This is a genomic window from Clostridium omnivorum (genome assembly GCF_026012015.1).
In the GTDB taxonomy this organism is placed as follows: domain Bacteria; phylum Bacillota; class Clostridia; order Clostridiales; family Clostridiaceae; genus Clostridium_AX; species Clostridium_AX omnivorum.
In genome coordinates, this window is the sequence record NZ_BRXR01000001.1 from 3,318,794 (window position 1) to 3,342,164 (window position 23,371).

A 23,371-nucleotide genomic window follows, 5' to 3' on the forward strand; every position below is an offset into this window, starting at 1 on the left:
AAACTCAGATGCTCGCCAGTAGAGCTTACATAATAGATTGCAAAGTGGTTTGGGTAAAAGGAGAAAATTATGAACGAAACTATCTTGATTGTAGATGATGAAGAAAGAATTAGAAAGCTTATAGGTGCTTATCTTAAAAAGGAAGGCTATGAAATTTTAGAAGCAGAAAATGGTTTAGAGGCTTTAAACAGCTTTAAAAATAATAATGTGCAGCTTGCTCTATTAGATGTTATGATGCCAGTAATGGATGGATGGACTGCTTGTAGGGAACTAAGAAAAATTTCAAATGTGCCTATAATTATGCTTACAGCAAAGAGCGAAGATGAAGATAAATTATTAGGCTATGAATTTGGAACGGATCACTATGTAACTAAGCCCTTTAATATGAGAGTGCTTTTAGCTCAGATAAAATCTATATTGAATAGAGTTTACAGTGATAAGCATGAAGATGTAAGTAAATGCATGGATTTTGATGGACTATATATCGATGAGCTTTCACATAGAGTAACTATAGATAGTAACGCTATAAATCTTTCTCCAAAGGAATTTGATCTACTGCTTTATTTTGTAATCAACAAAGGTATTGTTTTGACTAGAGAGAAGATTCTTGATTATATATGGGGAATGGATTTTGAAGGTGATTTAAGAACTGTAGATACTCATATAAAAAGACTTAGAGAAAAGCTTGGAGATAAGGCCTATTTAATAGCCACAATAAGGGGCACTGGTTACAGATTTGAGGTGAGCAATGAAAAATTGTAATGAAGTTTTTCTTAAGGGTAGAGAAGTACTTTTAGAAAAGCTTAATGTATTTAAAAATAGGTTAAATAAAATAAAAATAAGGTTTAATATATTTAAAAATAACAAAAGTATAATTAAAAAACTGTTTATCATTACAGCAGTGGTTTTTGCATTGTTCATTGGAGGAACCCTTTTAATACAATCTTTATTTTTTGAGAAGTTTTATATTACGAAGAAAACCGACGAACTCAATGAAAGCTTGAGGAAATTTGTTAGTGCATACAGCAAACTTGAGGATAATACTAAAATTGCTTCGCTTATTGAAGAATATGAGCAGAACAACAATATAAAACTAGGCATACTTGATAGTTCAGGAGTATTAAGTGTGGTACAAAAGACTTCAGGTAATAGAATTGATCCAATGAAAACTAGAGAATTAGACCTATATGCAAGGCGACTGATTCAGAATCAGGATACTCTTACAAAGATTAAGAATAGCAACAAGATTTACTGTGTAATTTCAACAAAAAATGATCAAATTTCTAGGAGTATTGTTAGTATCTATTATCAAAAAGACAAAAATGAATATATAATAGCGCTTTCATCACTTCAACCTGTGAATGAGGCAGTGTCAGTAATTAAAGAGATGTACCTGTATTTTTGTATAGGAGCTCTATTCTTTATTATAGTTCTGGCTTTTGTATATTCAAATATGATTGCAAAACCACTAGTTAAGATAAATAAGACTGCTACTAAAATGGCAAACCTGGACTTTACAGAAAAATGTCAGATTACGACTATGGATGAGATAGGCAATGTAGCAGCATCACTAAACTTTCTTTCGGAAAATCTTGATAGTGCATTAACTTCCTTAAGGGATGCCAATGCACAACTAGAGCAGGATATAGAGAAGGAGAGAAGGCTGGAGAGAACTAGAAAGGAGTTTGTTGCAGCGGTATCCCATGAGTTAAAGACTCCTATTACTTTGATTGACGGCTATGCAGTAGCGTTAAAGGATGATATTTTTGAAGGAGCAGATAGAGATTACTACCTGGATATAATAATAGATGAAGCAAGTAAAATGGGAAGCCTAGTAACAGATATGCTTGACTTATCACAGCTTGAATCAGGCAGCTTTAAGCTTAATAGACAAGAATTTAATTTGACAGAGCTTATTACTTATACACTTAAGAAATATGGAACGCTTATTGAAGAAAAGTCAGTTAAACTGTATACAAATTTAATTGATCCTGTAATTATAAATGCAGATTGGAGCCGCATGGAGCAGGTAATCACCAATTTTATTACTAATGCTATAAGACATGTGGACAATGAGGGTACTATAACTATCAATACTTCAAAAGTTCAGGATAGTATAAAGGTTGAAATTGAAAATACGGGATCTTCAATTCCGGAAGAAGAAATGAAAAGGCTTTGGGATAAATTTTATAAGCTTGATAAGTCTAGAAACAGAAAGCTTGGAGGTACGGGTATTGGATTGTCTATTGTAAAGAATATATTAGAACTTCATGAGTATTCCTATGGAGTAGAAAATACTGAAAAGGGAGTTAAATTCTATTTTGCTGTATCTCTAGTAAAAAATGAAAATAATAATGATTAAAAAAATAAGCCTAGGAATTAACCTAGGCTCTTTTTTTTATTACTTTAAACCTTGTTCGTAGGATTCAACCATTTTCTTAACCATTTGTCCGCCTACGCTTCCAGCTTCTCTTGAAGTAAGGTCTCCATTGTAACCTTCTTTTAAATTAACTCCTACTTCACTAGCTGATTCCATTTTAAATCTGTTTAATCCTTCTTTTGCTTGAGGTACTAAAGTTCTGTTATTATTATTTGCCATATTAAATTCCTCCTTTTTATTAATATGTAACTTTATGTTGGTTCATTGTTGTATTATAAGTTTGTACAATTTGAGAGTTTATATCCTATGAAACTATAGGTAAATGGTGAACATTTTTCCTTTAAAGTAAAATGAGGAACTTATATTAAAGCAAAGACTGTTACGAAATTTAATATAACCCTAACGTATTAAAAATATTCTGAATATATTTAATGCTGAATAATCAACTAAGTTCATAAATATTAAGTAATTTTAGTTACTTAATAATATTTGTTGGTTAGGAGAGAAATCTATGAAAGAATTTTATTAGGAGCTTATTTTCTACATAGAACCTTAAATTAAAATATATTTATAAAGAAAAACCTGAGCCTAAGCTCAGGTCTCTTATTAAATATTATTTTAAACCTTGTTCGTAGGATTCAACCATTTTCTTAACCATTTGGCCTCCTACTGAACCATTTTCTCTTGAAGTAAGGTCTCCATTGTAGCCTTCATTTAAGCTAACTCCTACTTCTCTAGCTGCTTCCATTTTGAATCTGTCTAATCCTTCTCTTGCTTGAGGTACTAATGTTCTGTTATTTCTTCTTGACATGATTGAATTCCTCCTTTTTTTTATTATGTAGTTAATTTCTAGTTGAACCTTTGTTGTAATAACAGTATGTGTAGGTTAAGGTTTTATATCCTATGAAAGTAGTGGAAGTACATGCAGTGCTTGGCAATTTTCTCTATTTTAAAATTTAGATTTGAAGTTAGGAAAAGGCTTTTATTATTGAGGAAGATGTCTACTTACACTTGCTGCTGATTTGAACTTATGTATTGTATAAAAAAATTTATTATGTGGATTGATAGGGATAATTGAATATTCTATATAACTAAAAAAGGTGCAAATTTGCACCTTTTTTATGTTGATTACTTATATGAATTAGACTTACAATTTCTATGGAAGCATTATAAATCTTAATATGAACAATAATGCAAGTATATAAACTATTGGATGAACCTCTTTTCTTTTTCCTGTAACTAGCTTAACTATTGGATAGAAGATTATTCCTGCAGCTATACCATTTGCAATGCTGTAGCTGAATGGCATAATAGCTATTGTAAAGAATGCTGGAAGGGCCTCTGTAAAATCATCAAAGTTTATCTTTGTAACAGCACCCATCATAAGTACCCCAACAATTACAAGAGCTGGAGCAGTTGCTTCAGCTGGTACAACTCCAACCAATCCGCTAAAGAATATTGAAAGTATAAATAACACACCAACTGTAAAGGAAGTTAAACCTGTTTTACCGCCCTCTGAAATACCAGAAGTTGATTCTACATAAGTAACTACAGTACTAGTACCAAGCATTGAACCAACAGTAGTAGCTACTGCATCTGATAAAAGAGCCTTAGGCATATTTTTTACTTTTCCATCTTTATCAAGCATGTTTGCCTTTTGTGCAGTTCCAACAAGAGTTCCAAGAGTATCGAATAAGTCAACTAAGCTGAAAGTGATAACTACCATTACTACACTCATTAATGCTCCAAGTACTCCCTTACCACCACCGTGTCCAAGTAGTCCACCAAAGTCCATTTTGAAAAATGTAGGAGCTAGTGAAGGAGGTGCGCTAATTATGTTTGCACCACCAAGGTGAGTAATTCCAAAAGGAATACCTATTAATGTAGTTAATATAATTCCAATAAGCATTGAACCTTTAACGCCTCTTGACATTAGAATAGCAGTTATTGCAATGCCTATTAATGTAACTAATGCTGATGGAGTAGTGAATTTTCCAAAGGTAACTAGTGTTTCTGGGCTTGCTACAATGATACCACCGCTCTTAAGTCCAATTAGAGCTATAAACAAACCAATACCACCGGATATAGCTAATTTAAGGTTATGAGGTAGTGCATCTACAATTTTTTCTCTAATAGAAGTTACTGTAATTATTATAAATAAAACACCGGAAATAAATACTGCTGCAAGTGCTTGCTGCCAGGTATAGCCTAAAGTTAAACAAACGCTATAAGTGAAAAATGCATTTAAGCCCATACCTGGTGCTTGTGCAAAAGGTAGGTTAGCATAAAGTGCCATTACTAAGGTTCCTACAGCTGCTGCAATACAGGTAGCTGCAAAAACAGAAGCAACTACTGGGTCATTTAATGCAGTAAAGGCAGCTGCACCATCACCTTTAATATTAGCTGCATTCATACCTGCGAACTTTAAAATGTTTGGGTTAACGAAAATTATATATGCCATGGTAATAAAAGTAGTTATACCAGCAAGTATTTCCGTTTTCACATTAGTGTTATTCTCTGATAGCTTGAACATTCTTTCAAGAATGGATGAATTTTGGTTTGAATTTGACATATGTGTACCTCCTCGCCCTTCTTTGAGAATCACAAAGATAATTAATCTGTGTGTCTCCTTAAATAAAAATAGTATTCCACTTTTGGCTAATAAAATCCAAAGGTGAAATACTTATTTTACATAATGAGGTAAAATATATATTTACTAAGGATTCAGCCATAGCCAAAAGATTGTAAGGTCTTCTGTAGAAACTCCTGAACCATATTATCAGGAATATATGGATGAATAATTTTTACTATATAAATATACGGTTTTATTTTACCTCTGTCAATACATTTTGAACAAAAAAGCGAATATTTCTACAAAATTTTTATTTAACATTCGACTTTATTGTCTAAAAACTTGCTGTTCTAAATCCCATATCCTTGTTACAAAGTCACAATAAAAATCGCTTTCGTGGCATACTAGAACCACTGTGCCGTTAAAATTAACTATAGCTTCCTTTAGAGCTAATTTAGCATTAACATCTAGATGGTTTGTTGGTTCATCAAGCAGCAGCCAATTTCCAGGGTACATCATAAGTTTGCAGAGTCTAACCTTTGCTTGCTCACCACCGCTTAAGCTGCTCATTTTTTGAAATATTAATTCTTGCCTTAAGCCGCATCTTGCCAAAGCCTCGCGTATTTCTCTTTGGGTCTTTTTGGGGTAAGCATTCCATACTTCCTCAATGGCAGTTAAATCACTAGCCTTAGTCTCCTGCTCAAAATATATAGGGGTTAGAGATTCACCAAGTTTTATTTTGCCTCCAAGTGGCGGTATAACTCCCATTATTGTCTTTAATAGAGTAGACTTGCCTATTCCATTGCAGCCTGTTACAGCTATTCTCTCACCTTTAGTTATATGGAGATTAAGATTATTCATAATTGGATAGTTATAGCCAATGTTTAAATCATAACTATCAAATACATGCTTCCCTGAATCACCAGAGAATATAAATGAGAAGTTTGATTTTAGAGAAGGCTTTGGTTTTTCAAGTCTCTCAATTTTATTTAGCTGCTTCATCTTACTCTGAGCTCTTTTAGTAGTAGCAGCTCTTACAATATTCTTTTTAATAAAATCCTCCATACGTTTAATTTCTTCCTGCTGCTTTGCATATTGCTCAATATACCTTTTAGTTTCTTCATCCTTTAGTTTTAAATATTTATTGTAGCTTCCTGGATAGCGTTTAATATTAGTAAACTCCAGGTGATATATAACATTAGTTATTTTATCTAAAAAATCAGTATCATGTGATATAACCATAAAACTATTAGGATAGTGCACAAGGTATTCTGAAAGCCATTCAATATGCTCCTTATCCAAGTAGTTTGTTGGCTCATCAAGAAGAAGTATATCTGGATTTTCCAGTAGCAGCTTAGCCAACTTAACTTTAGTTCTCTGACCGCCACTTAATTTTTCTACTGGTGTACTCATGTCTAGTGCAAATAAACCTAAGCCTTGTGCCACTTGATCTATTTTACTATCAATACTATAAAAATCACTAATATATAGTTTATCTTGAAGTACTCCTAAATCCTTTAAGAGTCTTTCCATATCCTCAGAGGCGCAGTGACCTAGCTTGTCGCCTATATCAAGCATCTTTTTTTCTATTTTGTAAAGGTCACTGAATACTTGCCGGAGTGTATCTCTTATACTTAATCCCTCTGTAAGAATTGAATGCTGATCTAAGTAGCCAACCTTTTTAGAGGAAGAATATTGCATAGTACCGCTGTCTGGTACAAGTCTTCCAGTTAATATATTAAATAGGGTAGTCTTACCGGCACCATTACTTCCAACTAAACCAGCGTGATCTTCCTTTAAAAGTCTAAAGGATATATTATTTAATATTGTTTTATCTCCAAAACTAAAATTTAAATTTTCAACGTTAATTATGCTCATTTTAATACCTCCTGTGGTTTAACTTTTATTTAACCTATTGTTAAGGCAGTTAATTTTATATTTAAAAGTGTAAATATTTATTAAAAGCTGCTAGAGAAAAAGCCTCAAAAAGCACAAAAGGAAAGGGGAGATTAACTCCTCTTTCCTAAATATATAAACGTGCTTTTATATGCTTATGTGCTGAATGCAGCTAGCTATAAAAGAAATGTTTACTTAAATCCTTAAATCCAAAACAGCCAGTATAACTTACAACCTTTGCATAATTAAAATAATGCAGTAAAAAATAATACTGTTTTAAAAGTAAGAATTTAAGACGTAAAAAAGAGTCTTATCTTCAAATGGTAATTTCTATTAGGTTTTTAGCTTAAAAAAGGGCAGACTTCCCCTAGGTTAAGCTAAAACCGCTGTTAGAATTACCATTTTACACACGATAGACTCACATCTCCTTTATAGAAATAAATATTTACTACTATAGTATATACCAGAAAAGAAAAAAAGTATACATTAAATGTAAAAAAGCTGCCCCAATATTTTGGAACAGCTTTAGTATAATTATTTTGAAATTTCGTTTAAAAGACTAATTGTGTATTGGGCTGCCATACTTTGCTGCTCAGCAGAAGTAATCTTGGCTGAGTTATCACCCTTTTGAGGGCCGTAGCTTCCAAACTGTGCATGGTTTCCACCTTCAATTGCCTTAAATTCTGCATCCTCTGGTACTAAGGATTTAGCTCCCTGTACTTTTTTTAAATCTGCGCAGCCATCTTCTGTGCCCCAAACAGAAAGTACTTTAAGGTTTTGTTTTGACATGTTATTTTTATCCTGAGGGTATGCTGCATATAGAACAAGTCCCTTAACTTGATCTGGATGTTTATAAGCATAACTAGCAGCCATTACTCCCCCTAAGGAATGACCACCTATTACCCAGTTTTCTACATCTGGATTAGCAGCTATTACATCCGAAGCTTTATCTGAACTTAAGATTGCTAGATTAAGCGGCATTGGAGCAATGATAACTTTATATCCACTAGCGGCTATCTTGCTGCATAGAGGTGCGTAGGCATCAGCAGCTACTTTTCCACCAGGATAAAATATAAAGCCAGTTTTTGATTTTTTCTCTTTTGGAGCAAAAGTTATAAATTTATCCTTGCTAATTTCTATACTTGAGCTGTTATTAAATACGGCTGTAGCTTCTTCAGCTGGGCGATAATAACTGGAAACCCATATAGCACAGTAAGCTGTTAACAATAATACTATTGCAAGTGGAATGAATTTAATTAGTTTTTTCTTTTTCATAAAAGCCTTCTCCCAAAAAAAATTATATCAATATAATTATACTGCATAGTTTAATAACTTTCGATAAGGAATTTTTTGATGAAAATAGGGCATAATATTATTGTTACAATTTTCTTCATAAATCGATTTTATGCTTTTACCATAATTAGTGGTTTTTCAAAAAGTTATAATTATGTTATAATAAAACGGAAAAAATAGATGGAGGTATGTTCTATGCACAAAAAATTATCAAAAGATGCGTATGGTGGTGTTGCTGGTAAAGATTATGTTCCTTATATTTCCAGTGGCTCTAAGTTTGGTGGAAACGTTTCAGTATTAATTATCGGTATTATTTTATCTGTATTATTTGCGGCGTCCACTGCTTATTCTGGTATGAAATCAGGACTTACAGTTGCTGCAGGTATACCAGGTTCTATAATAGGTTCCGCATTTATAGCGGCATTTGCTAAACAAAAAGGTATCCTTGGTAAAAACTTAGTTCAAGGTATGTCAAGTGGCGGAGAATCTGTTGCTAGTGGTATGATCTTCGTTTTACCAGCCGTTTTATTAATTGGCTCCAAAGTTTCTTTCCTAGAAGGCTTTCTTGTAGGTGTAGGTGGAGTTTTATTCGGTTTAGGTATAGCTTCTCTTGTTTATAATTATTTATTAGTTGAAGAACACGGAAAGTTAATGTACCCTGAGTCAATGGCTATATCTGAAACACTTGTTGCTTCAGAAGGTGCTGGAGATTCACTAAAGTACATGGGAATCGGATTCGGAATAAGTGGAATTATAACTGTTATAACTGGATCATTCTTAAATATAGCTAATAATGTTATAAGCTATATAAATGAATCCTTCTACAAATGGAAATTTGAAGTTGAAGTTAATCCTCTATTATTAGGTATAGGATTCATAGTTGGATTAGAAGTATCCTTAACTATGTTTGCTGGTTCATTATTAGCTAACTTCGGTATTTTACCTTTAATAGGTTATTTTTCTTCTTTTGCAAAAGATGGTATAACTGTATGGAATAATCCTAGCGTTGCAATAAATGCTATGAAGGTTAAACACATTGCTGGTAGCTATGTAAAATATATAGGTGCTGGAATGATGCTTTCAGGTGGATTAATAGGTGCAATAAAGCTTATACCTACAATAGTATCATCCATAAAGGAAACACTTAATGCTAAGGCTACAGGTGCAGGAAAATCATCTGCTAACATAATATTAATTAGCGGAGTAGTAATAGGCTTTATTGCTGGATTTGTTATATCCGGTGGAAATATATTAATGGCAATAACTGCTTCTATTTTATCACTATTCTTATCATTACTATTTGTTATAGTTTCTGGTCGTTTAACTGGTACAATTGGAACTTCAAACCTTCCTGTATCCGGTATGACTATAGCTTCTTTAGTTCTTGTAACTTTATTATTCGTTGTAATGGGATGGAAAAGTCCTGAGAACAACAGATCTTTACTTTTATTTGGTACATTTATAGTTATTGCTATATCAATAGCTGGTGGTTACAGCCAATCACAAAAGGTTACTTTCGTTATAGGTGGAGACAAGAGCGAAATGGATAAATACTTCGCTATAGCTAGTATAGTTGGTGTTGCAGTAGTTGTAGGAGTTATATTATTACTTTCAAATCAACTTTCAATGACTGGTGATAATGTTCCATTCGCATTACCTCAAGCTAACCTAATGTCAACTTTGACTGCTGGTATAATGTCTGGTCAATTACCATGGGCTATGATAATAGTTGGTGCAGTTATGGGAGTCGTTTTATACTTCTTAGATCTTCCTATAATGACAGTTGCTATAGGATTCTATTTACCAATTGCTACAACTTCTATAATATTAATTGGCGCATTAGTTCGTCTATTTATTGAAAAGACTTCAAAGTCTGAACAAGAAAAGGAAGTTAAGGTTTCCAATGGTATAAGTTTATCTTCCGGACTAGTTGCTGGTGGTTCTATTATAGGACTTGTAGGTATAATTCTTCAAGTAACAGGAGTTATAACTGGAAGCGGTCCAAGTGGCTTTGCTGCTTCAAATGGAATGGCATTTGTAATATTAGTAGTTCTTGTAATAGCTACTATAATACCTTTACTAAACAGTAAAGTAAAAAATGTTGAATAGCAGAAAACAGCTTTAAATATAATACTTAAAGTCTCACATAATTTATAATATAAAGTAGATATTAGATGGCAGCGTATAAAAGCTGTCATCTTTTTTTGCATGCACATTTAAACAAGCCTAGAAAGCTAAAGCATTAAATACTTTTCTGTTAGTTAGTGAATACTATGGTGTTTATGGTAACTTTTATGGTTAACTAACGTATATATAGTTATAGCATGGCTTAGTAATATTTATAAGGGGGAGCCTTTTTATGAGAAGAGCATTTATGTTTATATGTTCTCTAGTTATTACTGCAATATTTATTGGATGTCAGCCTGTGACAAAGCAAGTTTGTATTGACTGGGTTGATGCAATAAAAGTCAATGGTAAAGTTTATTCAAATAACTACAGACAGATTATTACTGACGAAAAGATAATAGATAAGGAAATTGACGTTGTAAAATTTAAAGTTGCTGAAAATATAAACGATCCTGAATATAGATTAAAAGACGGTGATGCTACTTTTCTGCAGCCTGGAACAAAGATATTTTCAGTTAAAGGGTATGATAAGAATAAAGTAGCAGCAGTAAAAGTGGGGGTAAATTGGATATTATATATTGCAGAAGGTAATAGAGATTTAGTAACGGAGGATAAGGAAGAGTACATTAGTGCTTCAAAGCTTGTAGTAGCAGGTATAAATGAAAAGAAAATAGAGATAGAGGATAAGAATAAAATAGAAGAAATAGCTAAAATATTAAAGCAAAACTCTAATATATCACAGATGCCAGACCTTAATAATCAAAAGAGATTTAGTTTTTACTTTGTTATAAAAGATAAGGATGGAATAGGCAAAATAGCTACAAGGTATTATTTATCCTATGAAGACATAAATAATGACGGATATATTGAAGCTGGAAATAATATTTTAAAGGTTAATAACACTATAAATAAAATGCTTACTGAGGGTCTATAAAAGTAATGAAAAGGATTATGGTTGTCTGTAGTCCTTTTTATTATTGTCTTTATTAGGATACTTCTAATTTGAAAGTAGGTGTTTATTATTTGATATTTTGTATATAATTGGTATAATATATATATATATATCAATTTAAGGAGGAATAATTGTGAAGTCTATGAACAAGAAGGTTGTGAGTATAGCTACTTCTATTATACTTGCAGCATCCTTTATTACTGGCTGTAATAAAACTAATAACCAGGACAGTCAGGCAGTATTTAATAACATAAAGAGTGAAACTAAAATAGAAAATATGTCAAATACTATAAAAGAACTAACTTCAGAAAAATATGAGGGTAGATTAACTGGCTCTTTAGAAAATAAAATGGCAGGAGACTTCATTGCAGAGCACTTTAAAAAGATTGGGCTTCAAAGTCCAAAAGATATAAACGACTTTATGCAGTATTATAAACAAAATACTATTAAAATGAAGAATAGGCCACTTATGAAAACCTTTGATTCTTCCAATAACATTTTGAAGGAATATCAGTTTCTTGATAACTTTTATTTTACTCTAGCAGCACATAGAAAAATTAATGGTGTTGTTGCTGCACCAATGTATTATGTAAGCAAAGAATCTGATTTAAATAAGGATAATAAGGAATTAGAGAATAGAGTGCTGCTTATACCTAAAGAAGTTTATTTAAATAAGAATATAAGTGATTTTGATAACATTCTAAATTTAGTTCCTAGTATAAAAGCTTTAGTAATAGAAAGGGATAAAAATGATCCAAAACAGTTTGAAGCGGGATATTTTATGAATCCAGTAAATGTTCCATCTCCTACTTCAATAAATAATGATGGAACATTTATGGTGATGTGTGATTCGCCCACCTTTTTAGAGCTAAAAGCATCTGCTGAAAAGGAGCAGTCATTATACTTAGAAGCAAGCTATGAAATAGAGACTAAAGAAGTGGCAAACATTGTAGGTATGATACCTGGAAGTGACCCTAAGCTTAAAGATGAATATATTATGATAAGCTGCCATTACGATCACATAGGGAACAATATGAATGGTACTTATAACCCAGGAGCTTTTGATAATGCCTCGGGAACTTCTGTAATGATGGAGGTTGCAAGGATACTTAAGGCCAAGGATATAAAACCCAAAAAATCTATAATTTTTGTTGCTTTTAATGGAGAAGAAAATGGTCTTATAGGCTCTAATAAGTTTGCATTTAATCCACCTTGTGATTTGAGCAAGACTGTGGATATAAATCTTGATATGGTAGCGGGTAAAAATGATCTTCCTTTGACCTTTTATTCTACAAAGGACAGTGACTTGATTAACGATTTATCCGTTTATGCTGATAAATTAAAAATAGCTCATGATAAAAAAACAGGGAATAGAAGCGATCATACATCTATAGAAGATATGGGGGGGCAGGCTGTTACACTAACAGAATGGGATATGAAATCAGGCTACCACAGCCCAAAGGATACTATTGATATTATTGATACAAAAGAATTGGGTAAAATAGCTGATTTTATTTGCTACTATATAACTAATAAGGCTCTCTAACACAAAAGTACAAGATGCTTTGAAAAACGTCTGTAACAATTACTTTCTGTGTAAATTATAGAGTAAAGATTTTATAAATAAAAAAGTCAGTATCTTAAATTATAAATTAAAATAAGATACTGGCTTTTTTTATCCTAAATAAGCTTCCTTAACCTTTTCATCCTTTAAAAGGTCTTTTGCATTACCTTCTAATACTACTCTGCCAGTTTCCAGTACATAAGCTTTGTTAGCTATGGAAAGGGCTAGGTTGGCATTCTGTTCTACCAAGAGTATAGTGGTGCCAGCTTCATTTATTTGTTTAATTATATTGAATATTTCTTGAACTACAATAGGAGCGAGGCCCATGGAAGGTTCATCTAAAAGCAGAAGTTTAGGCTTTATCATCATAGCTCTGCCAATAGCCAGCATTTGCTGTTCTCCACCGCTGAGGGTACCAGCAAGCTGTTTTCTTCTTTCCTTAAGTCTTGGGAATTTTTCAAATACAAAATCATAGTCTGCTTTAAAATTAGCTTTATCCTTCCTAGTATAAGCACCTAGCTCTAAGTTCTCCATTACAGTCATGCTGGAAAATACTCTTCTTCCTTCTGGCACATGGGCTATACCAAGACTAGGCAGTTTATGAGCTGATAATGTTTTAAGTGGTGTATCACCAAATAGTATTTCACCAGACTTAGGAGTTTCAAGTCCTGAAAGAGTTCTAAGAGTGGAGGTCTTTCCAGCGCCATTAGCACCAATGAGGGTAACTATTTCTCCCTGACCAATTTCTAGGTTAATTTCTTTTAAAGCATGAATAGAGCCATAATAGAGATTTAAGTCCTTAACAGTTAGCATGCAGCTGCCTCCTCTCCAAGGTAGGCTTTAATAACTGCAGGGTGACTCTTTATATAATCAGGAGCACCTTGAGCTATTATTTTTCCGTAATCTACCACCACAATTCTCTCACAAAGTCCCATAACCAGCTTCATATCATGCTCAATTAAAAGTACTGCTAACTTATATTCTTCTCTAATCCAAGTAATCAGCTTCATTAGCTCCTGAGTTTCCTGTGGATTCATACCTGCCGCAGGTTCATCCAAAAGCAAAAGCTCTGGTTTAGCTGCTAGTGCTCTAACTATTTCAAGCTTTCTCTGTTCTCCATAGGATAGGCTAAGAGCCAATTCATTTCTTTTATTCCAAAGGCCAAATACCTCTAAAAGTTTTAAACTTTCGGCCTCAATTCTTGCCTCTTCGCTAAAATAGCGTGGAGTCCTTAATATGGAATGAAGCAGATTATATTTTGCTTGAAAGCTAAAAGAGATTTTAACATTATCAAGTACAGTCATGTTGCTAAAAAGTCTTATATTTTGAAAGGTTCGGCAAATGCGCTTCTTTGTTATTTCATAAGGCTTTTTACCATGGACATATTCCTGGTTAAAACTTATAGTTCCACTAGTAGGAGAATAAACTCCAGTAAGCATATTGAAAATAGTTGTTTTTCCAGCACCATTAGGACCTATGAGTCCCACAAGCTCTCCATGGTTAATGTTAATTGAAAAATCCGATACAGCGGTAAGCCCGCCAAAACATATTTTTAAACTATCTGCTTGAAGAAGCATTTGCATTACCTCCTTTTTTACCAATGTCTTTAAATATTTTAAAGGATAATTCCTTGTTGCCCATTAGTCCTTGAGGTCTGAATATCATAATTAGTATGAGGAGAAGAGAATATACAATCATTCTATAATTAGCAAATTCTCTAAGTGCCTCTGGAAGCAGTGTTAGTATACCAGCTGACAGCATTGAGCCAGTAAGACTTCCCATACCTCCAAGAACTACATAAGTTACAATTTCAATGGATTTCATAAAGTTAAAACTATTTGGTTCTAGGAACATAAAATAGTGTGCATAAAGAGCTCCAGCAACTCCTGCAAAGAAGGAAGATATTATAAAAGCAATAAGTTTATATTGAGTTGTATTTATTCCCATAGCCTCTGCTGCAATTTCATTTTCCCTTACTGCAATCATAGCTCTACCTTGAGTGGAATTTATTATATTCTTTAGTACAACAAAAGTAATAATTACACCTAAGAATACCCAGGTAAAAGTAGTTTTTGGAGGAATTCCTGCCAGCCCCCTAGCTCCTCCAACAGGCTCGATATTTGTTATTGCGACTCTTATCATTTCACCAAAACCAAGAGTGGTAATAGCAAGATAGTCTCCTTTAAGCCTTAATATAGGAAGTCCTATTAGAAAGCCTATAATTCCAGCTGCAGCTCCGCCTCCAACAACACATAGTAAGAAAGGTAGGTGAAGCTTTAATGTTAACATTGCCGCTGCATAGGCTCCTACTGACATAAAACCAGCATGCCCCAATGTTAGTTGGCCAGTAAAGCCTATTACTAAATTCAAGCTAAGTGCTAGAATCATGTTTATCCCAATAAGTATCAAAATTTGTTCATAGTATCTGTTTAGAAATCCCCCTTTAATTAATCCAAACAAAACAAAATAAACTAAAAGAGCAAAGATAATATTAATAATTGTTTTTTTGTTGATTTTTAACACAAATATCACCTACACTTTCTCACTGGACTTCTTGCCTAGCAGTCCTGAAGGTTTTATTACTAGTACTAAGATTAATATGCCAAAAGCAATTGCATCTGAAAGTTTAGAAGATATATATGCTTTAGTTAAGGTTTCTGCTATACCCATAAATAGACCACCAAAAATTGCTCCAGGTATTATACCTATACCGCCAAGTACAGCTGCTATGAAAGCTTTTAGACCAGGCATTACACCCATTAATGGGTCAATCCTATTATAGAGAATACCTACCAAAACACCAGCAGCACCAGCTAGTGCAGAGCCTATAGCAAAGGTTATAGATATAATATTATCTATATTGATTCCCATAAGCACAGCAGCATCCTTATCTAGCGCAGCTGCTCTCATAGCTTTTCCAACTTTTGTTTTATATACAACAAACTGAAGAAGTAGTGCTAAAACTACTGATACACATAAGATTATTAGCTGTAGATTATTTATTTGAAGTGCCCCAAAGCTAATATTTTTTTGTGGCAGAATAGATGCTGGATAAGGTTTAGGGTTAGGTCCAGCTATAAATCTAGTAGCATTTTCTAAAAATAGGGAAACACCAATAGCTGTAATTAAAAGAGCTATTTTTGGTGATTTACGCAGTGGTTTATAAGCTGCTTTTTCAATTAAAATACCAAGAAGTGCTGAGAGAGTCATAGCTATAAGAAGGGTAGGTATGAAGCCTAAATGTAAAGTGGTACATACATAGAAGCCTATAAAGGCACCTATCATGTACACATCTCCATGAGCAAAATTTATAAGTCCAATAATTCCATAAACCATAGTATATCCAAGTGCTATTAGTGCATAAACACTTCCAAGAGCTAAACCATTTATAATCTGCTGAATTACTATCAAAATTATCATCTCCTCCACTAGCTTTTAAATGACAGCAGAGGTCTGCTGTCATTTGTATAAGGTTATTTATGTTTGTACTTATGATGGCAAATTATAAATTAAGGGTTAACTCTCAATGTAAATTTAGTTTTATCTCCATCAACCTTAACAATAACTGCGGATTTTACTGCATTCCTCTTCTCATCAAAGGATACTTTTCCTGAAACTACAGTAACATTAGTTTTCTTTAAGGCTTCCTTTATGCTGTCACCATCTGTCTTTCCAGCAGCCTTAATTGCTTCAACAAGGATTTTACCAGCATCATAGTTTAAGACCGCCATAGTATCAGGTGTAGTTTTATATTTATCTTCATAGGATTTCTTAAAATCAGTTACTTCCTTTGAGGTATCTTCAGGTGAGTAGTGATTTGAGAAATAAGCTCCGTTAACTGCTTCACCGCCTATTTTAAATAAATCTGCTGAGTCCCAGCCATCTCCACCTACAAATGTTGAGGTTATTCCTAGTGCTCTTGCTTGTTTAGCAATTAGAGCAACAGTACCGTAATAATCAGGAAGGAATAATACTTGTGGATTTAATGCTTTTAATTTAGTTAGCTGTGCATTGAAGTCCTGTTCACCTTTGTTATAGTTCTCAGATGCAACAACTTTACCACCAAGCTTTTCAAAATTTGACTTGAAGTTTTGAGCTAAGCCGCTGGAGTAGTCATTTCCATTATCAAATAGTACAGCAGCAGTTTGTGCCTTTAAGCTTTCAAAAGCAAATTTAGAAGTAACAACTCCTTGGAATGGATCTTGGAAGCAGGAACGAAATACATATTCGCCAGAGTCTGTGACTTTAGGATTTGTACCAGTTCCAGTTACCATAGGTACCTTGAATTGATTTGCAATTGGACCTACAGAGCTGCATTGAGAACTGGTTAGTGGACCTACTATACCAACTACCTTGTCATTGTTTATTAGCTTTTGAGCCGCAGTAGCAGAGGTAGCTGGCTTACTTTCGTCATCTTCAAAAACAAATTTAATATTTTTTCCAAGCACTCCACCAGATTTATTAACTTCCTCCTGAAGTATTTCTAAGCCATTTTTAGCTGATTGTCCGTATGTAGCTACATCACCAGTTAGTGATAGAATAGCTCCTATTTTTATTTCATTAGAGTTAGAGCTAGCTTTACTGCAGCCTGCCATAACTCCCAATGTCAACATCATACTTAGTGCTAAAGCAATTCTCTTTTTTACCATTTATAATTTCCCCCTTAAAATTTAAATCCTTTTTAATAATAAAATACTTAAGATCACTAATGTCGCTTATATCGCTAATGTCTGATTGCATTTTAAATCCCCCCTCAGAACTAATTTTTTGCATGCAAATAAAAGGTCCAACGCAAGCTTCTCTAATCACTATTGTGTATCACTTTGTGAAACACTTTGGTGAAAGAAAAACCTACGCCGGACCTTTTATATCAGCGGTGTAACATTGCGCTAGTTGCAATGTCTGTATCGCTCGGTCCAGACTTAAGCAATGCTTAACGGAACCCTAGATACACTTTTTCTTACTAGTATGAATTTTGCAGGATGACAAATTGCAAATTTCATTTTTATTATAATATCATGTATTGTAAAAGGTTGCAAGAGTAATATTGCAATGATAATGTTTACATAAAAAATTTTATTATAATATAATGATTTTTTAATTAAATAACATATTAGTTAATTAATTTAGTTAAACTAGAGTATAGATATAGATGCATATATTATTTATTTCTATATAATTTATTTCATAATATAACTTATTTTGGAGGCATGTTAATTGAAAAGCATACTAAGATTAATTTTATGTGCAAGCAGCGTTTTATACTTGATGTTTCTATTTAATGAAAATGTACAAGGCTTTGAAGTGAATAAATCTTCATTGCCAGATGAGCAACTTTGCATACAGCATAACGAAATTGAAAAAGGTGAAAAGATAATTTATTTAACCTTTGATGATGGTCCTAGTATACTTACAAGTAGAATATTGGACATATTAAAAGAACAGGACGTTAAGGCCACATTTTTTCTTATAGGTAATCAAATAAATGGATTTGAGGATGTAGTAAAGAGAATTAATAATGAAGGACATAGTATGGGACTTCATACTTATTCACATAACTTCAAAAAGATATACCGCAATAAGAGTTCTTTCATTAATGAAATGGTGGATTGTCAAGTAGAGATAGTGAGGGCTACAGGCAGTTCCACTAATGTAATTCGATTTCCAAGAGGAAGTAGAAGGCTATTAAGCAACGAATTGTTAAATCAGTTACATGACTACAATTTTAAAATATATGATTGGAATATGGAAACAAAAGATGGGCTTAATCCAAAACTATCTCCAGATAAGCTATATAGAGAGGCTACGAAGAGATGTGAACAGTCATCAAATATAATTTTGCTTATGCATTGTGATTATATGCACAAAAATACCTGCAAGGCATTACCAAGAATAATAATGTACTATAAAGAACAAGGATATGAATTCAAAGCTATCACTGAAGAAACTCCTGAGTTATATTTTCCTATTTCCAGAAAAACTTTTAACTTTTTTAAAGCAGCACTCTAATGTTAGAATGCTGCTTTAATTTTTCAAATATAAGAAGCTGAATTAGAGGTTTATTTTATAGGTACTAAGGGGATAAAATATTTAAGTGTATTTTATTGACACCAATACAAGGAAATGGTTTAATAAATTTACCAGTGTTTAATAATGGAAAAGATTACGGGGACTAAGGAATAATTGCACATTAGATTAAGTGCTTTCTTAAAATATTTTAATTAATGGAAGGGGTTCTTTTAAATGAAGAGTATAATTATTTATTCTACAAAGCATGGAACTACAGAAAAGGCAGCAAGGATATTAAGCGCAAAGCTTCCAGGAGAGGTAGTACTTAAAAATATCATGAAAGAAAATGTTTCTTCTTTGGAGGAATATGATAATGTTATACTAGGCGGATCAATTTATATTGGAAAAGTACAAAAAAATCTAACAGAGTATATGCAGAAAAACCTAAAAGAGCTTCTCAGCAAAAGAGTCTCACTATTTTTATGTGCTGGTGAGACCAATGAAGAATTAGCAGCAAAGCAGATAAAGGGAGCATTTCCAGAAGAACTTTATAAAGCGGCTATATGCAAAGATAGCTTTGGCTTTGAGTTTAATTTTGATAAGTTGAACTTTTTTGAAAAGCTTATTATGAAAAAGGTAAAAGGTGTAAAGGAAAGCTATTATGAACTTAAAGAAGATTCTATTGATAGGTTTGCTAAAGTTATAGCTTCAAATAAATAGTATAAAAGAAATTAAATAACTAAAGCATATATTTCAGAAGTAAACAAAAGACTTGCTATTTATTGTAAAATAGTAAGCCTTTTGTTATTATATACACATTTCAGTTTTAATGTTAAGAAGTTAATGTACCTATCTTATTCAATAATTTTGTTACTGTTGAAAACGCCTCAGAAAGCTCAACTAATTCATCTAATTGTAATACACTTAGTTTCTTTAGAATTAAATCATCCACAAGACTAGTAGATTTTTCAACTAACTCTAGTCCATTATCGGTTAATTTAATATGAGTTACTCTTCTATCATTTTTATCTTTGACTTTAATAACATAACCTAAATCACTTAATTGTTTAAGGCATCTGCTAGTATTTGGTACTGTAATAGATAATCTCTTAGCTAGCACAGAGGATGTTATATCCGAGCTAAAATAAATTTCACGAAGAGCTCTAAATAAAATTGGGCTAATTTCCAGGATATCAGTAGGAAATACATCTAGAACTTCTTTTTCAAAAGCTGTATAAAAACTAATTATTTCTTGTATTACTTTCTTTTTATCTTCTTCACTCACTGTATTCATCTCCTGCAAATTAAATTGTGTAATTAACTAATTTGCTTTATTGGAAGTTTTAGATGTTAAAGTATATTTTCGAACTAATAGAATATCTACGCTTCTATTTTTAGCTCTTCCTGCCTCGGTAGAATTATCATATTTAGGCTTGTACTCACCTAAGGCTTGAATTTGAAATTTCTCTGGAGAAAGATGCCCCTGATCTACCATAACGTTCATAACATTTGAGGCACGCATATAACTCAAGTCCCAGTTTGAGCGATATTTGCTATTGTGTATTGGCACATTGTCTGTGTGACCACTAATCCTTATATCATTATCCAAATTCTTTAGCATATTTGATATTTGAAGTAGTACAGGATTAAAATTACTTAGGATTTCTGCTTCTCCAGAATTAAAAATTACTGCCTCTTGTATGTTTATGCTAAGCCCTTCTGCATCCAGGTTAACATTTACTTTATCCTGATAGCCATCTTTTTTTATCTCTTCTTCTAAAGTAGCTTTTAATCCAACCATCTTGTCCTGTTCAACTATACTGTTCATTTCAGCAGTGGAATTAGATAACTGCATAGGGCTTCCTCCTGTGCCTTGTAATGCACCAGAACCACCTTGGAAAATAACATTGAATTGTTGACTAAGCTGTTTAAATTTCTCGCTGTCAACTTTACTCATAGCAAACATAACGATAAAAAGTGCCAGCAAAAGTGTCAGCATATCTGAATAAGGTAGCAGCCAGTTTTCGTCTATATGCTCTTCATCATGCTTTTTTTTCCCTTTCATTATTAATCCCCTTTACACTAAACGTTAGTATTTACATCTTCAAGCTTTAATCTATCTTTAGGACTTAACATACTTACAAGCTTTTCTTGGATAGCTTTTGGATTTTTTCCTTCTTGAATTGCTAAAATGCCTTCCAGCATTATTTGCATAATAGCAACTTCTTCATGTGATTTTCTTTTTAATCTAGATGAGAATGGGTGCCAAACAACGTAACCAAAGAAAATTCCATATAGAGTAGCTATAAATGCTGAAGCTATTGATTCTCCAAGTTTTTCAGTATTGCTTAAATTTCCAAGGGCACCTATAAGACCTATAGCTGCACCCATAACACCAAGAGTAGGAGAAGCTCCGCCTGCGGTTGAAAAAATTGAAGCACCTGTTTTGTGTCTTTCTTCCATAGCTTCAATTTCATCAGTTAGAACTTGTCTAATATACTCCGGCTCATTACCGTCAACTATCATTTCTATTCCTTTTTTCATGAATTTATTTTCAAGCTCTTGTGCTCTTCCTTCTAGTGATAATAGTCCATTTTTTCTGGTCTGCTGAGCCATATCAACAATTAGATTAATTATTTCTACGGGATCTTCTTTAGCCTTGTCCTTAAAAAGAACTCCGAATAATTTTGGAATATTAAGAAATTCACTTTTTGGGAAAGAATTCATTACTGCTGCCATAGTACCAACAAGAATTACCATTACAGCTTCACCATTAACTAGTATAGCTGCACTTACACCCTTTAAAAACAATCCTGTAACAACTGCAATAAATCCCATGACTAAACCAACTAATAAGAATATATCCATTTTTCCACCTCAATTTACAAAATGATATGTGAAGCATGTCGAGTTATATACTAATTTGTAAGTATCACATATTAAGTATATTAACACATTAATTATCATATGAAAACTATCTTGTGATAGGTTTTTTTATAGCCCTCTAAAACTGAAAAATCATCTCCTTCTTAAGCACCTAGCAACACAGACATATTTTATATATCGAATTAATATTAAAAAGCTTTAAAGAAGAAAATGAAATAACATATAATTGTCTAAATCTAGTTATACTAAGTTTATATATAAAATTAATATAACTATTTTGGAGGTATTAATATGGAAAATAACAATGAAAGCTTAAACTTTAAAATAAATCCTGATGACTTTACAATTAAATTAAATGATGAATTCTTTGACCCTGAAGCAGAAGTTCCAGTGGATCAGGCTCATTTACTAAGGATGAACATAAATAAAAATGATGTACAGACAAATGCTCCAGTAGAGCAAATTCAAAAGGAAGCGCAAGAAGAGGCAGGACCTAATATAAAAATTGAAGTGACCAAATCAGGTGCAGAAGTTAACATAAATACAAAAAAAGTACCAAATCAGTGTAGCACTGAGAAGAATAGTAACAATAAGGCTATTTTGGGTGCTCTTATAGCTGTAGCAGGTATATTAATGTTTTATTCTCATAGGAGAAGATAAGTTAAGTTAAAATAAATAAAGCGGTGATATGTGAAATCATCGCTTAAATTATATGTACTTTTTTATACTGGAATTCTTAATGCTAAAAATGCTATAAAGCAAAATATTACAGTGATAATTGAAAATACTGATACAATTTTGGTTTCATCCCAACCACTGAGTTCATAGTGAAAATGTATTGGACTCATCTTGAAGAGCCTTTTGCCACGGAGTTTGAAGGAGGAAACTTGTAATACTACTGATAGTATTTCAACGACATAAATTATTCCAACTAAAAGTATGATTAGGGGAAGCTTTAATATCATAGCAACAGTAGCTACAGCACCACCTAAGGCTAATGATCCTGTATCTCCCATAAATACCCTGGCAGGATACATGTTAAACTTTAAAAATCCAGCTACAGCACCTACAACTGAAGTACAAAATATACATAGACTATAGTGCCCAAGTCCAAAGCTCAAGGTTGCAAAAAAGGTCATTATTAATAGGTTAATTGTTGCCGCTAAACCATCTAAGCCATCGGTAAGATTTGCACCATTGGTAGTACAAGCGAAATAGAAAATTATAAAAGGCAAATACCACACGTCCAATTGAATACTTTTGCTGGAAAATGGAATTAAAATACTTGTACCATATCCTAGAATATAGCAAGTATAGTAAGCTAGCCCGGCAGAAAAAATAACAAGCAGCAGCATCTTTTGATAAGCTCTAAGACCTAAGTTTTTTTTTCGTACTGCTTTCATGGCATCATCTAAAAATCCTATAAATCCAAAGCCTAAAAGGCCGAGAAGTGCTATTATACCTTCGTTTCTTATATTTTTAGTCATTAATAGCAATGTAATTATTATTGAGAGTATAAAAATAATACCTCCAAAGGTAGGTGTTCCTGATTTTTTTTGATGATGCTCTGGCTCTTCTTCCCTAATATGCTGTCCAAGTTTTAATAGACCTAAAGATGGAATTAAAAGGGTTCCAACAATAAGTGAAATCAAAAATGATACAAGCACTGTTAGTATAATCATTCCGTTCACA

Annotated in this window: 23 protein-coding genes and 2 riboswitches; of the genes, 8 read left to right on the forward strand and 15 right to left on the reverse strand. The window is 32.8% G+C overall.

Translation table 11 applies throughout. The features are described from left to right. Positions 1 to 69: 69 nt before the first annotated feature. Positions 70 to 762 carry a response regulator transcription factor gene (locus tag bsdE14_RS15565; RefSeq protein WP_264850920.1) on the forward strand — a complete coding sequence of 231 codons (693 nt, stop codon included), beginning with the start codon at positions 70 to 72 and terminating at the stop codon, positions 760 to 762. After that, complete coding sequence (locus bsdE14_RS15570; RefSeq protein WP_264850921.1) at positions 749 to 2,362, forward strand: sensor histidine kinase; 1,614 nt, start codon at positions 749 to 751, stop codon at positions 2,360 to 2,362. Before bsdE14_RS15565 ends, bsdE14_RS15570 begins: the two co-directional genes overlap by 14 nt. 39 nt (positions 2,363 to 2,401) lie before the next feature. On the opposite strand, the gene bsdE14_RS15575 is transcribed toward bsdE14_RS15570, so the two are convergent. The 5 genes from bsdE14_RS15575 to bsdE14_RS15595 all read right to left on the reverse strand — a co-directional run bounded on the left by bsdE14_RS15575 (position 2,402) and on the right by bsdE14_RS15595 (position 8,123). Next, the gene (locus bsdE14_RS15575; RefSeq protein WP_264850922.1) at positions 2,402 to 2,599 is read right to left on the reverse strand and encodes an alpha/beta-type small acid-soluble spore protein; all 198 of its coding nucleotides are present in this window, start codon (positions 2,597 to 2,599) and stop codon (positions 2,402 to 2,404) included. A 394-nt stretch (positions 2,600 to 2,993) separates the two neighbouring features. Next, entirely contained in the window at positions 2,994 to 3,191 is a 198-nt protein-coding gene (locus bsdE14_RS15580) for an alpha/beta-type small acid-soluble spore protein (protein WP_264850923.1), read from the reverse strand. 345 nt (positions 3,192 to 3,536) lie between these two features. Further along, positions 3,537 to 4,952 carry an NCS2 family permease gene (locus tag bsdE14_RS15585; protein ID WP_264850924.1) on the reverse strand — a complete coding sequence of 472 codons (1,416 nt, stop codon included), beginning with the start codon at positions 4,950 to 4,952 and terminating at the stop codon, positions 3,537 to 3,539. A 139-nt stretch (positions 4,953 to 5,091) separates the two neighbouring features. Further along, positions 5,092 to 5,193: riboswitch (purine riboswitch) on the reverse strand. A gap of 86 nt (positions 5,194 to 5,279) precedes the next feature. Continuing rightward, on the reverse strand, positions 5,280 to 6,830 hold the full coding sequence (locus bsdE14_RS15590; protein ID WP_264850925.1) for an ABC-F family ATP-binding cassette domain-containing protein: 1,551 nt from the start codon (positions 6,828 to 6,830) through the stop codon (positions 5,280 to 5,282). Between the two features lie 552 nt (positions 6,831 to 7,382). Next, a complete protein-coding gene (locus bsdE14_RS15595) occupies positions 7,383 to 8,123 on the reverse strand; it encodes an alpha/beta fold hydrolase (RefSeq protein ID WP_264850926.1) in 741 nt (246 codons plus the stop codon). 213 nt (positions 8,124 to 8,336) lie between these two features. Between bsdE14_RS15595 and bsdE14_RS15600 the strand changes: the two genes are divergently transcribed. The 3 genes from bsdE14_RS15600 to bsdE14_RS15610 all read left to right on the forward strand — a co-directional run bounded on the left by bsdE14_RS15600 (position 8,337) and on the right by bsdE14_RS15610 (position 12,766). Further along, on the forward strand, positions 8,337 to 10,250 hold the full coding sequence (locus tag bsdE14_RS15600) for an OPT family oligopeptide transporter (protein ID WP_264850927.1): 1,914 nt from the start codon (positions 8,337 to 8,339) through the stop codon (positions 10,248 to 10,250). A 250-nt stretch (positions 10,251 to 10,500) separates the two neighbouring features. Continuing rightward, entirely contained in the window at positions 10,501 to 11,202 is a 702-nt protein-coding gene (locus bsdE14_RS15605) for a hypothetical protein (RefSeq protein ID WP_264850928.1), read from the forward strand. A gap of 160 nt (positions 11,203 to 11,362) precedes the next feature. After that, entirely contained in the window at positions 11,363 to 12,766 is a 1,404-nt protein-coding gene (locus bsdE14_RS15610; protein WP_264852279.1) for a M28 family metallopeptidase, read from the forward strand. Positions 12,767 to 12,895: 129 nt separating this feature from the next. Here bsdE14_RS15610 and bsdE14_RS15615 read toward each other — a convergent pair whose 3' ends face one another. The 6 genes from bsdE14_RS15615 to bsdE14_RS15640 form a co-directional block, all read right to left on the reverse strand. After that, positions 12,896 to 13,597, reverse strand: coding sequence for an ABC transporter ATP-binding protein (locus bsdE14_RS15615; protein ID WP_264850929.1), 702 nt, complete (start codon positions 13,595 to 13,597; stop codon positions 12,896 to 12,898). Next, positions 13,591 to 14,361 (reverse strand): ABC transporter ATP-binding protein, encoded by a 771-nt coding sequence (locus tag bsdE14_RS15620; RefSeq protein WP_264850930.1) that lies wholly within the window; start codon positions 14,359 to 14,361, stop codon positions 13,591 to 13,593. The genes bsdE14_RS15615 and bsdE14_RS15620 overlap by 7 nt, the downstream gene beginning before the upstream one ends. Beyond that, positions 14,342 to 15,307 (reverse strand): branched-chain amino acid ABC transporter permease, encoded by a 966-nt coding sequence (locus bsdE14_RS15625; protein WP_264850931.1) that lies wholly within the window; start codon positions 15,305 to 15,307, stop codon positions 14,342 to 14,344. The genes bsdE14_RS15620 and bsdE14_RS15625 overlap by 20 nt, the downstream gene beginning before the upstream one ends. A 9-nt stretch (positions 15,308 to 15,316) precedes the next feature. Next, complete coding sequence (locus bsdE14_RS15630; protein ID WP_350339561.1) at positions 15,317 to 16,204, reverse strand: branched-chain amino acid ABC transporter permease; 888 nt, start codon at positions 16,202 to 16,204, stop codon at positions 15,317 to 15,319. Positions 16,205 to 16,293: 89 nt separating this feature from the next. After that, positions 16,294 to 17,433, reverse strand: coding sequence for an ABC transporter substrate-binding protein (locus bsdE14_RS15635; protein WP_264850932.1), 1,140 nt, complete (start codon positions 17,431 to 17,433; stop codon positions 16,294 to 16,296). Beyond that, complete coding sequence (locus bsdE14_RS15640) at positions 17,363 to 17,524, reverse strand: hypothetical protein (RefSeq protein ID WP_264850933.1); 162 nt, start codon at positions 17,522 to 17,524, stop codon at positions 17,363 to 17,365. Before bsdE14_RS15640 ends, bsdE14_RS15635 begins: the two co-directional genes overlap by 71 nt. A gap of 112 nt (positions 17,525 to 17,636) precedes the next feature. Then, positions 17,637 to 17,743, reverse strand: a riboswitch (guanidine-I (ykkC/yxkD leader). A 258-nt stretch (positions 17,744 to 18,001) separates the two neighbouring features. Between bsdE14_RS15640 and bsdE14_RS15645 the strand changes: the two genes are divergently transcribed. Together bsdE14_RS15645 and bsdE14_RS15650 are read left to right on the forward strand one after the other, a co-directional pair. Then, entirely contained in the window at positions 18,002 to 18,793 is a 792-nt protein-coding gene (locus bsdE14_RS15645; protein WP_264850934.1) for a polysaccharide deacetylase family protein, read from the forward strand. 234 nt (positions 18,794 to 19,027) lie between these two features. Continuing rightward, a complete protein-coding gene (locus bsdE14_RS15650; RefSeq protein WP_264850935.1) occupies positions 19,028 to 19,513 on the forward strand; it encodes a flavodoxin domain-containing protein in 486 nt (161 codons plus the stop codon). A gap of 112 nt (positions 19,514 to 19,625) precedes the next feature. Here bsdE14_RS15650 and bsdE14_RS15655 read toward each other — a convergent pair whose 3' ends face one another. From bsdE14_RS15655 to motA, 3 genes are read right to left on the reverse strand one after another with little or no spacing between them, the layout of a single operon-like run. After that, on the reverse strand, positions 19,626 to 20,078 hold the full coding sequence (locus bsdE14_RS15655; RefSeq protein ID WP_264850936.1) for a MarR family winged helix-turn-helix transcriptional regulator: 453 nt from the start codon (positions 20,076 to 20,078) through the stop codon (positions 19,626 to 19,628). Between the two features lie 36 nt (positions 20,079 to 20,114). Next, positions 20,115 to 20,858 (reverse strand): flagellar motor protein MotB, encoded by a 744-nt coding sequence (locus bsdE14_RS15660; RefSeq protein WP_264850937.1) that lies wholly within the window; start codon positions 20,856 to 20,858, stop codon positions 20,115 to 20,117. A 17-nt stretch (positions 20,859 to 20,875) separates the two neighbouring features. Next, the gene (gene motA, locus bsdE14_RS15665; RefSeq protein WP_264850938.1) at positions 20,876 to 21,661 is read right to left on the reverse strand and encodes a flagellar motor stator protein MotA; all 786 of its coding nucleotides are present in this window, start codon (positions 21,659 to 21,661) and stop codon (positions 20,876 to 20,878) included. Positions 21,662 to 21,970: 309 nt separating this feature from the next. On the opposite strand from motA, the gene bsdE14_RS15670 reads away from it, so the two are divergent. Next, on the forward strand, positions 21,971 to 22,339 hold the full coding sequence (locus bsdE14_RS15670; RefSeq protein WP_264850939.1) for a hypothetical protein: 369 nt from the start codon (positions 21,971 to 21,973) through the stop codon (positions 22,337 to 22,339). A 62-nt stretch (positions 22,340 to 22,401) separates the two neighbouring features. Here the strand turns inward: bsdE14_RS15670 and mraY are convergent, their stop codons facing one another. Beyond that, the gene (gene mraY / locus bsdE14_RS15675; RefSeq protein WP_264852281.1) at positions 22,402 to 23,361 is read right to left on the reverse strand and encodes a phospho-N-acetylmuramoyl-pentapeptide-transferase; all 960 of its coding nucleotides are present in this window, start codon (positions 23,359 to 23,361) and stop codon (positions 22,402 to 22,404) included. Between the last annotated feature and the right edge of the window lie 10 nt (positions 23,362 to 23,371).